This window comes from Lacticaseibacillus daqingensis, assembly GCF_003946115.1.
In the GTDB taxonomy this organism is placed as follows: Bacteria; Bacillota; Bacilli; order Lactobacillales; family Lactobacillaceae; genus Lacticaseibacillus; species Lacticaseibacillus daqingensis.
In genome coordinates this window covers 35,081-47,388 of sequence record NZ_RHOH01000007.1, presented here as the reverse complement: position 1 = coordinate 47,388, position 12,308 = coordinate 35,081, and the positions used below count along the sequence as shown (strand labels likewise).

The following is a 12,308-nucleotide window of genomic DNA, read 5'->3' as shown; positions in this document are numbered from 1 at the left end:
TTGCAGTGGCCATGATCCGGCGTACAGGCGTGTACGTGATCTTTCTTTGGACTTTGTGCACAAAATGTTCATAAGTTACTGGCAACATAGAAGGTGGCAACAAGTGTCGGTAGGGGTCCGACCGAAAATCAAAATGGTCTAACTAAAATCAGAATGAGTGGCAATAAAAAACTCCCGAAACGCTGCTGTAACAGCATTCTGGGAGACAATCGCAATATCTGGAAAGGGACTTAATGGAGGTGATGTACCTCCAGCGTAGCATCAATGCGGGGAAGCGGCCGTTCTAGCTCACCACGGCTCATTAAAGCTCATTAAAGTTCACCACAGCTCATCAATCTAGGCTCACTCCGAAAGGGGTGGGCCTTTTTATTTTACTTTTTGTGCAACTACGCACAAAAGCAGCACACCCGCCTACTTCGCAGTTAGGAGCTAGTACACTTCAAACTAAATCCTGATGATTACTGCACGTCATAAGCAACCTCCGCGAGTGGAGCAACATTTCAATCGAGTACCGAGACACAAAACACTTAATCCACCCTGGAACAGACATTGTATAAGACACTACCCATGCCCATAGCACTTGCAATCAAACCTACGCACCTTGGCGGCCAAACCAATACACTCAATAAAAAAGGCTTCTCATCTCTGAGAAACCTTCGAAGCATAAAAGATTTCGATGTGAGCACTTATTTCAACGTCATCATGATCAGAGCAACTATAAGGCATATGGCCGCCAGTCCAATGGCGGCTAGTCGCCACTTGGAATGGCTGCTATTTTTGCCATTAACCGCAGCTACCATATCCAAGAGTCCGGCAAGCACGACTAAGAATGTTGTCAATTTCCATTCCACACTCCTGCCTGGCTATTGGTGGTCCAGTAAACGTCCCATCTAATCTTCTTGGTTGGGTAAGCTCTTTGAGCTTCGCTTAATGTTTGGTACCAGTTTTTGAATACCCATGAGCGTACTCCCGAGACTGCTGACAAGAAGCCTAATCCGAAAGATACTGCCGGGAATAGATATGTGAGTACCCCAGCAACACCTGCGGGCGTAGATAAAGAGCCCTCGCTTTGTGATGCGTTACGAAGCTGGCTGATGTCCTTATATATAGCTGCATTTGAGCGATATATATTCCTGACACCGTACCACTCAAGATATGTCGTTTTACCTGGCAGAGAATTTAGCGCTGTGTAGCTTGACGCTACCTTCGAGACTGGATCAATTAGCATGCTTGAGGACCGTACCGCCTGGTTCGCAAGATTAAGACTTTGCTGAATAGACTTCACAGTATTGGTATCCTCGCTTCGAGTCGCCTCGTCAGAGAGCACGTACTGGTTATTTCGTACCTGAACGTAGTTGTCCATTCGAACGAATTGGGCAGGAGTTGTCAAGATTGTAGACCGTTCATGCAATGGAATTGAGGGGGATTCTGTGGCTTTGATATTTACAGCCGGAGTGGTTGTGGAGCCTATAAGAATCGTTGTCAGAGCAACTAAGAGCGTCTTTTTTCTCACAGTAATCTCTCCTTTACCTATGCTAGAGTCGAGTTTGGTTAGTTCACCCCCTTTCGCGAATCAGGTTAACTTAAGTAAAATCATCAGTCAACAATAACCACCCGCTTTTTCACTGGGGGAAGAGCATGCCGAGATCAAGACGGTAGACTTTTAAGTAACAGTCTGGGTAGCCTTGGAGTACGATGTAGAGTTTCCCCGCAATGCGTTTTTTTATTTTGTTCCAAAAAGTTCGGCAAGTATCTCAAATTAGTCCGCAGCCTCTTCGGCAGTGGCGAGGTCGTGGACGCTTAACTGGATCACGCGTGTACCGTCCACCGCGATGATGGTTGTCTCATCCGCGCGCTCAACTCCTTTATGGAGATTACGCAAAAAGGCCCCAGTTCCCCGAGGCCTACGTTGCTGATATGATTTTGACGTGTCTAATGCGGTCGATGGGCATTGTGTCGCCCGAGCTGAGTGCCACGCTGTCAGCACCACTGTATCCCAGCACCTTACCTCGCAGGTTTGGCAACAAGAATTCACGATTTGGTTATTTAATTTTCACAAAGTTTTGAGACTATAATGACAGTCAAAAAAGCGCTCGCCCACTGTTGCCCACGAGTTCGTGGGCAACAGTGGAAAACAACGGCAAACAAAAACACCGAAACGCCTTTATATCGGCGTTTTCGGTGTTCAAACAAGTTCAACGAAGCACTAAAAATGGAGGTGAGGAGAATCGTATACCATTTTTCCTCATCCCTTGCGTGGCACGGTGTATAGCCGTTTTTGGCCTTGAAATGTGGCCCGTGGTGATATGCGTGGTGATATTTGGTCAAAATCCGAGATAATTGGCGACCTTGACGGCTGCCTTTTCGCCTTGGCCCTTGGTGACGTGAGTATACACGTTTAGGGTTGTCTGAGCGTCCTCATGGCCAAGCCTGTCCTGCACCTCTTTGATCGTCATGCCAGCCGCAAAGCAGGCGGACGCATGGCTGTGGCGAAAGCCGTGGGTGGTGATCGGGTGAGATAGTTGGGGATGCTCCGCCTTGGCGTCCGCATCTTCGATTGCCCGCAGCCACTTGGACGGCTGGTAGAGAAACATGTGGGTATTGTTCCTGCTCGAAAAAATAAGCTGATCGGGCGTATTCCCGTTGAACCCCTGGGCCATGAGCTTCTTAAGTTGCATCACTCGCCAGGTACGTAGCGCGGCCATAGTTTTATCGTCCATGGCTACCGTTCTCCGGCTCTTTGGTGTCTTCGGGGCCTGCACTATCTGTTTACCCTTAACGCCCTGTGTCAGCGTCTTATTGACCCGTATAGCCCCGTCAGAGAAAGAGACATCCCCCCAGGTTAGCGCCAGCACCTCCCCACGGCGTAGACCGCCAAAGGCCAGCACCCGGAACAGGGCATACTTTTGTGGCTCGCTAGCTTGGTCAATATAGCCAAAGAAGGCTGCTAGTTCTTGCCTATCCCAGAAGTTTTCCGGCGCGTCCCCGGGCTTGCGCTGCTGCTTGGGCACCTTGACCCGCTTGGCCGGGTTTGCGGGGATGTAGCCTTGTTCCTGGGCGTATTGGAGCACCGCAGATACGTAGCCAAACCAGCCCTTGTTGTTGTGTGTGACCTCTTTGGCCCAGTGATTCACCGCCTTTTGTAGCTGCGCCGTTGAAATGTCGCCGATATGCCGATCACCAAAAAATGGTAAAATGTGGTTGTCGAACATGCCGCGTGTCTTAGCGTAGGTGGATTCAGCCACCTCATTCACGTATGACAGGTACCATTGTTCGTAGACATCTCGAAACCGTAGCCGCTTACGTTTAGTCAAGTCATCGCCGGCAGCATCCAGGGTCAGTCTGGACGCTGCCAGGGTGGCTTCTTTTTTTGACGTAAAGCCACGTTTGTGCAGGTAACGAGGCCTGCTAGTTAGATCATCCCTGCCGACAAAGACGCTAATCTGGTAGCGCTCTTCGCCGGCTTTTGTTGTGTATGTCGTGATTGATGCCATTGTTTTCCCTCCGTACCGGCTGGCGGGCAGGTATGTAAGGGAGTTGCTGTGACGGTTCAATGAGGACTTGCTAAAAATTGACACGTTCGATGTTTTGGCATCTTCGCATGGTAACAAAGGTAACACCCTAAAAAGCGAAACACTCATAAATCAAATACCTTAAAAAGTGCTCTCACTTGAATCTTTTTGTATCTAGATCGAGTTGTTTCGATCGCCGCGCATGAGTTCCATCACCTTCGTTCAACATAATATCAAACTGAACATTAATTCTCGTCTTATCCGCAAAAGTATTAGAAGTCAATAAATCAGATTGTTTCAAGAGAAAGTCTTCTAACAGCGAAAAAAGAGTAGCCTGAATTAACTTTTGAAAACGTACCGGCAATTTGATGATGAGAGATTCATATAAATCATCAGCAGACAATGTTACTTCTATGTCCTGGTCGGTATTTTCAACGGAAGGAAACACGTAATGCGTCAATTCGGTCTGTCCGTTTTGTACTTGAACCGCAACTGCCGGGCTGTTGTCATATGGGCTCGTTGTCCAATTATATTTTAACAAGTACGGTGAATACTCGAAAAAATTTGCCGGGGTTATTTCAAGATAGTTACAGAGCCGGTCGATGGTATCAGTCGCAATATTTGCCGACGGACTGTTGCTGATATTAGAAATTGTATTCCTAGATATACCTGTATCAGTTACCACGTCCTTAATTGAAAGCTGACGTTCTGCCAGTAGAACATTTAATCTGTTTGCAAGCATGTATTTTCACCTCGTCTTTTGCACATTGTAGCATTTGCCAATATTAACGTGCAAATAAACATTGACAGGTAAATATTTACAAGTTACCCTTAATGTGCACAAACGAATTTAGGCGTGCACATACTAATATTGATGGAGATGATCTCATGAATAATCAACTTTCGGCAATTATGGGCACCAGGCTGCTGACAGTGAATGAAGTCGCAGAGGGGGCGGGGCTGCAGCGAAATACGGTTTCTCGTATTCGCAATAAACGTGCTAAGAACGTCACTATTCCCACGCTCATGAAGCTGTGTGACTTCTTGCAGATTCCGCTGCATGAACTCATTGATTACGATCCACGAAGTAAGCGGCCGACCGCCTAGCCGGTTCACAACACTAAGCCGCCCGGAGACGGTGGGGAGGACTTTTTATGGTCAAGACGATCACCTTGCCCGTGCCTGATGAGTACGAGCAAGGACTAAAGCAGGAGATGCGCGCCGCGGCGGTTGAGGCGTTCCGGTCAGCAGCCGGGCGTCATCGCTGGGCCGAGTACCTGCAACGCAAGGACGCGGCTGAGATGATAGGTGTCAGCGTCTCAACACTAGACAAATTGACCGCGCAGGGGATGCCTTGCGTTGTCATTGATGGATTGAAACTGTGGCGGCGCGCGAGCGTTGACCAGTGGCTACTAAAACACGAGATGTAAGAATCCGGCTGGCGGGCAGGACTATTAGCTACAACACTCAGACAGGCTGCAAGAGCAGCAGGAGGCAAACATGATTAATCACACAGACATCGGGGACCGGTTGACAGGGCTGCTGATACTGGCCACCGCCATCCCCGAAACGATAAGAGATGCAAACGGCGACCCGATCAGGGAGGAACTAGTGGCCGACATTAGAGACTTGGCCGCAGAGCTAGGGGTGGGGGATGAGGTGCGTTGGTCAGCCCACGGCGAGCCTGCGGACGTGCTGCCAGTCAGCGCCGGCACGCTGCGCCGGTTGCAGGTTGCTGCCAGCACTATGACGGAGGCACTAGACGAGGTCCCAGAGTTGGGAGGGCGGTTGCATGAATGACCTGCTGACTACCCTACTGCTTTGGCTGCTGTCACACGGCCCCACAGTAGCCGCCCTGGTGCTTGTGTTCATGCTGGGGGTGATTGCCGGGGCATTCGTGCAATTCGCCGCAGAGGACGCAAAAAAGGCCCACCGCGTTGCATCGCGATGAGACCTAGGACAGAAAAATCCATTCTACGGGGCTTTTCTGTCCCCAATATTACCAGATTCGTGCCAATTTTTGAATTCTGAGGGGAGAAATATTCATGAAGATCACTATGGACGAAATCGAGAGCCAGATTCGCGACACTAAGCAAGTACGCTTCGAGCTGGTGAGCCTGCTGAACTGGATTAAGTACGAGGAACCGGCCAACGCTGCCAACATGATGGAGGCCCTAGATCACGTCAAGGCAGCGCTGCACGATCAGCAGCAGACGCTCATGTTCGCTAAGCAGCTCATGGCTGAGTTTGGACCGCATGAGGTCAAGCCGCTGCCCCGCAGAGATGGACGCCGCCGGTTGCCCTTAGTCACTATCAAGGCCATTCGGGTACCACGGACAGCAAAGAATACGGTCCAACCAGAGCAACCGAGTGTCCAGGCAGAGACTGGAGCACCGGAGCTGGTTCCAGCTCATCGGGAAGACGTAGCAGAGCCAAGCCAGCCACTACGCGAGCATAACTGGCCCGCCGTAATCGAATGGCGGGAGGTGGCACGATGAACTGGGATAACATGACCACATCGCAGGGCCTGGTGCTCATGAATAGATATGTCCGCGTGCTACGCCCCGATGCTTCAAAGGGCGTCCGCAAGCTACGCGCGCACCTAGTACGCAAATGGTTACGACAAGGCGGCCCGATCAGTTACGCGCCCAATCGCGTGGCCAACCCCGTCACCCAGGGCATTCGGGTCAGCCCCAACATGCTGCTAACGGATAGCCCGCGCCTGTTTGCTGCCATAGCCGCCGGGGCCGTTCCGGGCTACGTGGCAGCAGACGAAGCACACCCTGCCGATCAGTGGGTTATCCAGGTCAATGGCGTCTGGCGCTTAACGCCTGATTCACAGATTGCCCGTGATCTCTACGAGTGGCAGCTAGAACACAAGAAGACGGAGGCTAAGTAATGCCAATTATTCGCAGACAACTTTTATCGGACGTGGCGGAAGTGCCCAAGCGGATTGCGTTAGATAGCAGGCTTTCATTTGGGGCGCGCGGGATTCTGTCAGCCTTACTCGTCCCGAACGAAATGTATATGGAGCCTACTGCGCTCATAGACAGCGGCCTTGCAACATCTCACGAAGTCAAAAGCGCTCTAGATGAATTGCGACAAGCGGGCTATATCGAATACTCGAAGCACTTTCATTCTTGGCGGCTTGTCGAGAGTATTGAAACGCCCAATCAAGTTGTAAATGTCATGCTTGAACATATTCGGGAAGCTGAGAAATATCTGTCTGACTTAGATATTTCTAACCTTGGTAGCGGAACGCCAGAGGACATTGTGGATCACTATCGTTATCGGTATGCCGTGGCTCAGGGAAAGCAGTTAGATCAGCACCAGGAGGGTTCTCATGATGCCAATTAAACGAGCGCCTAGAAAGCAACATTTCACAATCATCCCTAACGCAGCACTCGAAGATGACGGGCTGAGTTTCAAGGCACGCGGATTGTTGAGCTACATGCTGTCCAAGTCTGATGATTGGGTATTTTACGAACGTGAACTCATCGAGCACACAACTGAGGGTCGCGCCGCCGTTCGCTCAGCGCTAAAAGAGTTAGAGGCATGCGGCTATCTAATCAGGGAGCAAGGCCGCCGGAACGGTGGCGGCTTTGGAAATTCCGTTTGGACGGTGTTTGATACCCCCCAACGACCGTTGTCTGAAAACCGACCCACGGCGGAAATGCCCCAAAATCAGCAATTGCCAGTCAATGGGCCTACGAACGAACAACCGTTGTCTGCTTTTGCGTCATCAGAAAACGTGTCGTCAGATAATCGCCCACTACCAAGTACTGACTATACCAAGAACTTACTTAACCAAGAAAAAGACACTACTACTACTCTCGACCCCTTGAAGCAGATTCAACGCTACTGGGAGAACCACGGCTTTGGCACAGTGAACGGCGGTGAGTGGTGGCAAGAGTTCGGCCAGTGGCTTGCAGACTTCGAGAAACTGGGTGCAAGTGAGGCAGACGCCACCGCGATTATCGAGCGGGGGATGCTTGAATGTGTAGAGGCCGGCGCTGACACGCGTAACCTGAGATACTTGCGCACGATCCTGAACCGGTATGCTAACAGCCGCCTGATCACCGTGGCAGCCATCGAGGCAGACGCTGAGGCGCGCAAGAGCAAGCGGGAACGCCGTAGCAAGCGGCGAGCAGTAAATAATCCAGATCACCTATACCGAGACACGGACACAGACTGGGAACACATGGAGGGATTCTAGCATGAGTGAAACTGAAACTAACTGGATGAGTAAGCTGCGCAAGGCGGGGCCATGCCCTACCTGTGGCGGCGAGATGCTAACGGTTGCCACTAACGGCGAGGGCGTGACGATTGACGCCGTTTGTCCGACCTGCTTTCACGATGAGCACAAGGCAGACGCCAAGGCGGACGCGCAGACCTGGATGTTCGTTGCGCAGCGTAACCAAGCGCGCAGCTACCTGAAAGCCTATTCGACCTATGCGAACAGTGCCGCCCGCAGCTACACGCTGGACGGCTTCGAGACGGGCACGGATGAGCAACGCAAGGCCAAGCAGCAGGCGCTGGCGGTCGGTACAGCCATCATGAACGGCGACACGGTGCACTCCTTCTTCATGGGTGCTGCGGGCCGTGGTAAAACGCACCTAGCTCACGGGCTGCTGCTTGCCATCATGGCCGCCAGTGGCTACATGAAGCAATGCATTTTCTTGGACTGGCGCGAGTACCTAGATCGGCAGCAAGATGCGTTCGACGGGGATGCTGAGGCTAAGCGCTGGGCGAGAGACGCCAAGAAGCGCATTAAGACCGCAGACGTGATTGTCCTAGATGACTTTGGCAGCGAGCGGCCTACCCCGTGGACCCGGCAGCAGGGGGATGACTTCTGGCGCTACCGCGAGGACAAGACCGTCATTGTTACGACTAACTGCGACACTCAGACACTGGCCGGGCGTTATGACGATCGGACGGCAAGCCGCTACACCAAACACGCTAAGGGCTTTGGCTTCGTGTTCAAGGGTGCCGACCACAGAAAGGAAGGGTAGCAATATGGTTTATACGGGGCAGAGCATCCCCCAGGGGCGTTTTAGCAGGGTTTTACGGCAAATCCCCCGAGGCATAGAAAAACCCGTCACAGTGGCAGAAATAAGCCGCATAACGGGTATCAGTGTCCGTAGCGTTCATAGCATCATTAGCGAGCTGGTCACGAGGTACGGTGTGCCGATCGGTGGCGTGCGTGCTGACGGCCGCCACGGGGTCTTTATCGCGACTAACGAGGCGGAACGGCTAGCGGCCATCACACCACTGCAAAGCAATGCGGCTGTGATTCAGCAGCGGGTAGATCGCCTGCGAGAAATTAAGCTATAAAAATAGCGCCTTGGCATAGGCGCGGGGCTGGTGCGTGTTCGGTGATCGCTCACTGAACATACTACACCAATTCGGAGGGGTGAGCCATGGGCCATTACATGAGCCGGGTGGCACGGCTAGATGAAAGAGCCACCGCAGAAATTGCCAAGGTGCTACTTTGCAATTGTGTCGGTTTAGGGGATGCGCAATGAGGCGGCCGCAGCATGTGATTCCCAACATAGACACGAAGGCCACTGCCACAAACGCGGCCGCAATGTTACAAAATTATCACCGTATGCGGGCAATTGCGCGGCGCCCGATTGTCACTGGGGCGGGTCCCTTGACTGGGATGCCCGCCAGTGCCCCAGAGGCAGGCCGTACCGAGCGACATATGGTGGAGGCTATCAACGCCAGGGCGTTCGTTGATGCAGCCACTCAGGCCGCTCAGACCGTTAGAGAGGTGTACGGCGAGGAAAAGTACACAATACTGAAATGCCTGTACTTAGGTGCCCCGGTGACGGCAGAGAACATCATGCTGCGGCTGGGGATGAGTAACACGGCCTATTATCACGCCAAGGAAGATGCATTAGTCGGCTTTGCCGAGGCATTCCCAGTTGACTGGGGCGAGCTACTGGTGGTGAGTGGAGGTGATCGCCATGAATCAAATTAATCATGTGGAAACTCGCATCAATGTGCGGCAGGTATTGGGGCAGTACCGAACATGGTGTCGAGTCGCTGGCCGAGTATTGAACCGCTACAAGTCTCCCTTGCTGGATGGCATGCCACCACAACATACCAACCAGAACGGCACTGAGAATGCACTAGTTGCTCAGATCAATAGAGTGCGGGAAGCACAAGCTGAGATAGATGCTGTGGACGCCGCCCTGTGGCTACTACGAGCCGATCATCGAGCCGTTTTGGTATTCAGCTACTGCGTCATGTGCCCAATTGCGATGATCAGCATTGCTGACCTGATTGGGGTCGCAAACTCGGATGCAGTCGATTACAGAAAGCGCTTGGCATTAGATGAGTTCGCAGAGGCATACAAAGGTGGCACATTGCAAGTATACAAGTGAGGAAGTGGCAGCATGACACACGCACGGGCACGGGGGCAGCCATTCGCTGCCAGTCGATAGTCGTACACACAAATCGAGAAAGAGGTAAACACATGAGCCTAGATACAGCAGAACTAGAACTGGCAACCGCATACGATAACGCCAGCGCCATTCGCGTTAGTCTGGAAAAGAAGATTGAATCCAATCACACCACCTTCTTACCGGATAGCGCTCTACAACAAGACAAGGCGGATACGGACAAAGCTACCGCCCAACTGGCGGCACTGGTCGCCAAGGCACGGGCCGACTTTGATACTCATATCGAAGGTGAGCAGGCCCGGCTTAATCTGGATTATGGGGCCGATATGACCGCCGACATTGGCGCGGAGCTTGACCAAATCGAAAAGAGCGGGGTCACGCGTGACGAACTTGGCATGTACCTGAAAAAGTACAAAGATAACAAGCTCGCGCTGCGGCGCCTGTCCGCAATGGCGAAAGCCAAAGGCTATGCAGTCACCGGTGCCACGTATGATAGCCTTGTTTACCTGCTGGGCACGATTAAGCACGATGGTCAGCAGATCATTGATGCACTACCAACTGCCCAGGGGGATGGAACTGGGATGGTGGCGAGAATTGGGTTAAACCTGATGGCCGAGCACGTTGTCCGTTACGACAATCTAAAAGACGCACCTTTCATGGTCGTTGATGGTAAGATTGCCGCCAGCGTCTTCAACGAGACACACAAGCCCGAAGCGTAGCGCGTGGCTTAACCGGACAAATCGGACACCTAATAAAAAAGAAAGAGCAGTCGATTGACTGTCATACATGCCCGCCCAAGTGGCGGGTTTTTAAGTGCGACCCTTTTCACCTTTTTGGGTGCACCCTTTTTGCACCCATTTTTGCGATCACTCTGGAACCCTCTAAAGCGCCCTGGGGATGCTTACAGCTCAGTATACGGTCGCTAATACCAGGCAAGCGGATACTAGGAAATACGAGGTACATGTTAAGAAATGTTAAGGCTTAGATGTTAGCAAATGTTAGCGTCCTATCTAGACATTTTAGAGACTATAAAAGGGGTGTGACTTTCCACAAATAAAGAGGCCTGCGGATACCGCAGACCCCTGCACGCGCTTAAACTGCCATCTAATGCGTGCAACTCCCGACAAACATCAAGGAGGACAACTAAGACTGGCCCTAGTGAATAGGGCACCTCATTTTCTCGCGGGGGGGAGCCTGTCAACCTGCTGATTCTCTTCTAGATTCGTTAGCAGAAAGTTCACAAGTAGCTGGCACACTGGTACCAGTGAAGTGTGTCGGGTCCAAATGGTGATATGCCATAAAACCAAAAAAGCGTCATCCCTAGGGAGACGCCGCATCCTGCCCGCCGGCCGGTGATATTCGTGGTGATATATGTGGTGATATTTCCGACTATTGCGAGCTATTGACGCAACGCCCGGAGAAAGAAAAAACGCGGTGTAATGGGCTTTTTCAGCTCATACACACCACGCTTTTAGGTCATAATGGAGGTGAGGAGAATCGAACTCCTGTCCATCAGCCCCGCTACCCGCAGGTCTACACTCATAGTCACCTAATTTAAAATTTCGCTGAGATGGCGCGCCAGGTCACAGGGCTAACCCACCGAAGCTAGTCTGATCGTCTCTTGGCCGCGATTCAGACGGGATCGCGACCCGTAGCTCAATTAATTTGAGACCCAGATCCGCCGCTTGAGCGACAACGGGAGGATCACGCTAGGCTGAGATTAAGCAGCCAGGGCGTAAGAGTTTTCGTTTTTTGCAGTTATATTAACTGTGTCCGTTGATGACGGAGCCGAGCCTCCGGAGTGCACCACGGGTGCCAAGACCAATGTCGAGACCATTACACCCCCAGAACTTGCAACCTACATACTAACACGCCTGCATTTGCCTTGTCAAAAGCGGGGTCAAGGTGCCATAACGGGCGTGGAATGGGTATAATGAAAGAACGATAAGGAAACGGAGGCAACGTGATGATTTTGATGGGAGCAGGGGCCGTGCAGTTTGCGATCGGCTTGGTCTTGTGGGTTTTCCCCCCGCGCCGGATCAGCGGCTTTTATGGCTATTCCTCGTACCTTGCATCGATCAGCGATGCGGGCTACCAAAAGGCCCAGGTCTGGGCACGCCATGCGCTGCTGGTCACTGGGGCGCTTGAGGCTGCGGCCGGGGTGCTGATTCGCTGGGGTGGTTTAGACCGGCTGTTCATCCTCTGGCTTCTGGTCGCGGCGTTCTTGTTTTTACCGATGTTTATCTACACGGAGGGCAAGCTGAAGGCGTACTTGGTCGCCACGGATCAACTGCCGGCCGACTACGTGGATCCCGATGACGCCTTGAAGCAAAAGAGCCAGTCGCGGCATTATGAAACCGGGCTGCGGGACCGTCTGAAGAAATAACCA

General features: G+C 52.1%; 16 protein-coding genes and 1 other RNA gene. 13 read left to right on the top strand and 4 right to left on the bottom strand.

The features are described 5' to 3' along the window. Positions 1–1,759: 1,759 nt before the first annotated feature. The 3 genes from EKM88_RS13590 to EKM88_RS09365 all read right to left on the bottom strand — a co-directional run bounded on the left by EKM88_RS13590 (position 1,760) and on the right by EKM88_RS09365 (position 4,254). Positions 1,760–1,882, bottom strand: coding sequence for a hypothetical protein (locus EKM88_RS13590; RefSeq protein ID WP_263853035.1), 123 nt, complete (start codon positions 1,880–1,882; stop codon positions 1,760–1,762). A 442-nt stretch (positions 1,883–2,324) separates the two neighbouring features. Beyond that, on the bottom strand, positions 2,325–3,494 hold the full coding sequence (locus EKM88_RS09370; protein WP_125705519.1) for a tyrosine-type recombinase/integrase: 1,170 nt from the start codon (positions 3,492–3,494) through the stop codon (positions 2,325–2,327). Positions 3,495–3,666: 172 nt separating this feature from the next. Further along, the gene (locus tag EKM88_RS09365; RefSeq protein WP_125705517.1) at positions 3,667–4,254 is read right to left on the bottom strand and encodes a helix-turn-helix domain-containing protein; all 588 of its coding nucleotides are present in this window, start codon (positions 4,252–4,254) and stop codon (positions 3,667–3,669) included. Positions 4,255–4,400: 146 nt separating this feature from the next. Here EKM88_RS09365 and EKM88_RS09360 point away from each other — a divergent pair, with 146 nt between their 5' ends. From EKM88_RS09360 to EKM88_RS09305, 12 genes are all read left to right on the top strand, one after another. Further along, positions 4,401–4,619 carry a helix-turn-helix domain-containing protein gene (locus tag EKM88_RS09360; protein WP_164512064.1) on the top strand — a complete coding sequence of 73 codons (219 nt, stop codon included), beginning with the start codon at positions 4,401–4,403 and terminating at the stop codon, positions 4,617–4,619. 47 nt (positions 4,620–4,666) lie between these two features. Further along, positions 4,667–4,942: a helix-turn-helix transcriptional regulator gene (locus EKM88_RS09355; protein WP_125705513.1), complete on the top strand. Its 276-nt coding sequence runs from the start codon at positions 4,667–4,669 to the stop codon at positions 4,940–4,942. Positions 4,943–5,012: 70 nt separating this feature from the next. Beyond that, complete coding sequence (locus EKM88_RS09350; protein ID WP_125705511.1) at positions 5,013–5,312, top strand: hypothetical protein; 300 nt, start codon at positions 5,013–5,015, stop codon at positions 5,310–5,312. Then, complete coding sequence (locus EKM88_RS13335; protein ID WP_164512063.1) at positions 5,305–5,463, top strand: hypothetical protein; 159 nt, start codon at positions 5,305–5,307, stop codon at positions 5,461–5,463. The genes EKM88_RS09350 and EKM88_RS13335 overlap by 8 nt, the downstream gene beginning before the upstream one ends. 94 nt (positions 5,464–5,557) lie before the next feature. Continuing rightward, positions 5,558–6,010: a hypothetical protein gene (locus EKM88_RS09345; RefSeq protein ID WP_125705509.1), complete on the top strand. Its 453-nt coding sequence runs from the start codon at positions 5,558–5,560 to the stop codon at positions 6,008–6,010. Then, positions 6,007–6,411 (top strand): hypothetical protein, encoded by a 405-nt coding sequence (locus EKM88_RS13495; RefSeq protein ID WP_225418463.1) that lies wholly within the window; start codon positions 6,007–6,009, stop codon positions 6,409–6,411. The genes EKM88_RS09345 and EKM88_RS13495 overlap by 4 nt, the downstream gene beginning before the upstream one ends. Beyond that, entirely contained in the window at positions 6,411–6,869 is a 459-nt protein-coding gene (locus tag EKM88_RS09335; protein ID WP_125705508.1) for a hypothetical protein, read from the top strand. Before EKM88_RS13495 ends, EKM88_RS09335 begins: the two co-directional genes overlap by 1 nt. Continuing rightward, positions 6,856–7,728, top strand: coding sequence for a helix-turn-helix domain-containing protein (locus EKM88_RS09330; RefSeq protein ID WP_125705507.1), 873 nt, complete (start codon positions 6,856–6,858; stop codon positions 7,726–7,728). Before EKM88_RS09335 ends, EKM88_RS09330 begins: the two co-directional genes overlap by 14 nt. A gap of 1 nt (position 7,729) precedes the next feature. Beyond that, positions 7,730–8,524 carry a P-loop NTPase family protein gene (locus EKM88_RS09325; RefSeq protein ID WP_125705506.1) on the top strand — a complete coding sequence of 265 codons (795 nt, stop codon included), beginning with the start codon at positions 7,730–7,732 and terminating at the stop codon, positions 8,522–8,524. A gap of 509 nt (positions 8,525–9,033) precedes the next feature. Further along, complete coding sequence (locus tag EKM88_RS09315) at positions 9,034–9,495, top strand: ArpU family phage packaging/lysis transcriptional regulator (protein WP_125705502.1); 462 nt, start codon at positions 9,034–9,036, stop codon at positions 9,493–9,495. After that, entirely contained in the window at positions 9,482–9,901 is a 420-nt protein-coding gene (locus tag EKM88_RS09310) for an ArpU family phage packaging/lysis transcriptional regulator (protein ID WP_125705501.1), read from the top strand. The genes EKM88_RS09315 and EKM88_RS09310 overlap by 14 nt, the downstream gene beginning before the upstream one ends. Before the next feature lie 92 nt (positions 9,902–9,993). Continuing rightward, entirely contained in the window at positions 9,994–10,638 is a 645-nt protein-coding gene (locus EKM88_RS09305) for a hypothetical protein (RefSeq protein ID WP_125705499.1), read from the top strand. Between the two features lie 760 nt (positions 10,639–11,398). On the opposite strand, the gene ssrA is transcribed toward EKM88_RS09305, so the two are convergent. Beyond that, positions 11,399–11,765: a transfer-messenger RNA gene (ssrA, locus tag EKM88_RS09300) on the bottom strand. A 120-nt stretch (positions 11,766–11,885) separates the two neighbouring features. On the opposite strand from ssrA, the gene EKM88_RS09295 reads away from it, so the two are divergent. Continuing rightward, complete coding sequence (locus tag EKM88_RS09295; protein ID WP_125705497.1) at positions 11,886–12,305, top strand: SdpI family protein; 420 nt, start codon at positions 11,886–11,888, stop codon at positions 12,303–12,305. The last annotated feature ends 3 nt before the right edge of the window (positions 12,306–12,308 follow it).

Bases quoted from the DNA above. Each gene is read 5' to 3' on its own strand.
- EKM88_RS09370 (WP_125705519.1), bottom strand. From the start codon at position 3,494: ATGGCATCAATCACGACATACACAACAAAAGCCGGCGAAGAGCGCTAC.
- EKM88_RS09365 (WP_125705517.1), bottom strand. From the start codon at position 4,254: ATGCTTGCAAACAGATTAAATGTTCTACTGGCAGAACGTCAGCTTTCA.
- EKM88_RS09360 (WP_164512064.1), top strand. From the start codon at position 4,401: ATGAATAATCAACTTTCGGCAATTATGGGCACCAGGCTGCTGACAGTG.
- EKM88_RS09355 (WP_125705513.1), top strand. From the start codon at position 4,667: ATGGTCAAGACGATCACCTTGCCCGTGCCTGATGAGTACGAGCAAGGA.
- EKM88_RS09350 (WP_125705511.1), top strand. From the start codon at position 5,013: ATGATTAATCACACAGACATCGGGGACCGGTTGACAGGGCTGCTGATA.
- EKM88_RS13335 (WP_164512063.1), top strand. From the start codon at position 5,305: ATGAATGACCTGCTGACTACCCTACTGCTTTGGCTGCTGTCACACGGC.
- EKM88_RS09345 (WP_125705509.1), top strand. From the start codon at position 5,558: ATGAAGATCACTATGGACGAAATCGAGAGCCAGATTCGCGACACTAAG.
- EKM88_RS13495 (WP_225418463.1), top strand. From the start codon at position 6,007: ATGAACTGGGATAACATGACCACATCGCAGGGCCTGGTGCTCATGAAT.
- EKM88_RS09335 (WP_125705508.1), top strand. From the start codon at position 6,411: ATGCCAATTATTCGCAGACAACTTTTATCGGACGTGGCGGAAGTGCCC.
- EKM88_RS09330 (WP_125705507.1), top strand. From the start codon at position 6,856: ATGATGCCAATTAAACGAGCGCCTAGAAAGCAACATTTCACAATCATC.
- EKM88_RS09325 (WP_125705506.1), top strand. From the start codon at position 7,730: ATGAGTGAAACTGAAACTAACTGGATGAGTAAGCTGCGCAAGGCGGGG.
- EKM88_RS09315 (WP_125705502.1), top strand. From the start codon at position 9,034: ATGAGGCGGCCGCAGCATGTGATTCCCAACATAGACACGAAGGCCACT.
- EKM88_RS09310 (WP_125705501.1), top strand. From the start codon at position 9,482: ATGAATCAAATTAATCATGTGGAAACTCGCATCAATGTGCGGCAGGTA.
- EKM88_RS09305 (WP_125705499.1), top strand. From the start codon at position 9,994: ATGAGCCTAGATACAGCAGAACTAGAACTGGCAACCGCATACGATAAC.
- EKM88_RS09295 (WP_125705497.1), top strand. From the start codon at position 11,886: ATGATTTTGATGGGAGCAGGGGCCGTGCAGTTTGCGATCGGCTTGGTC.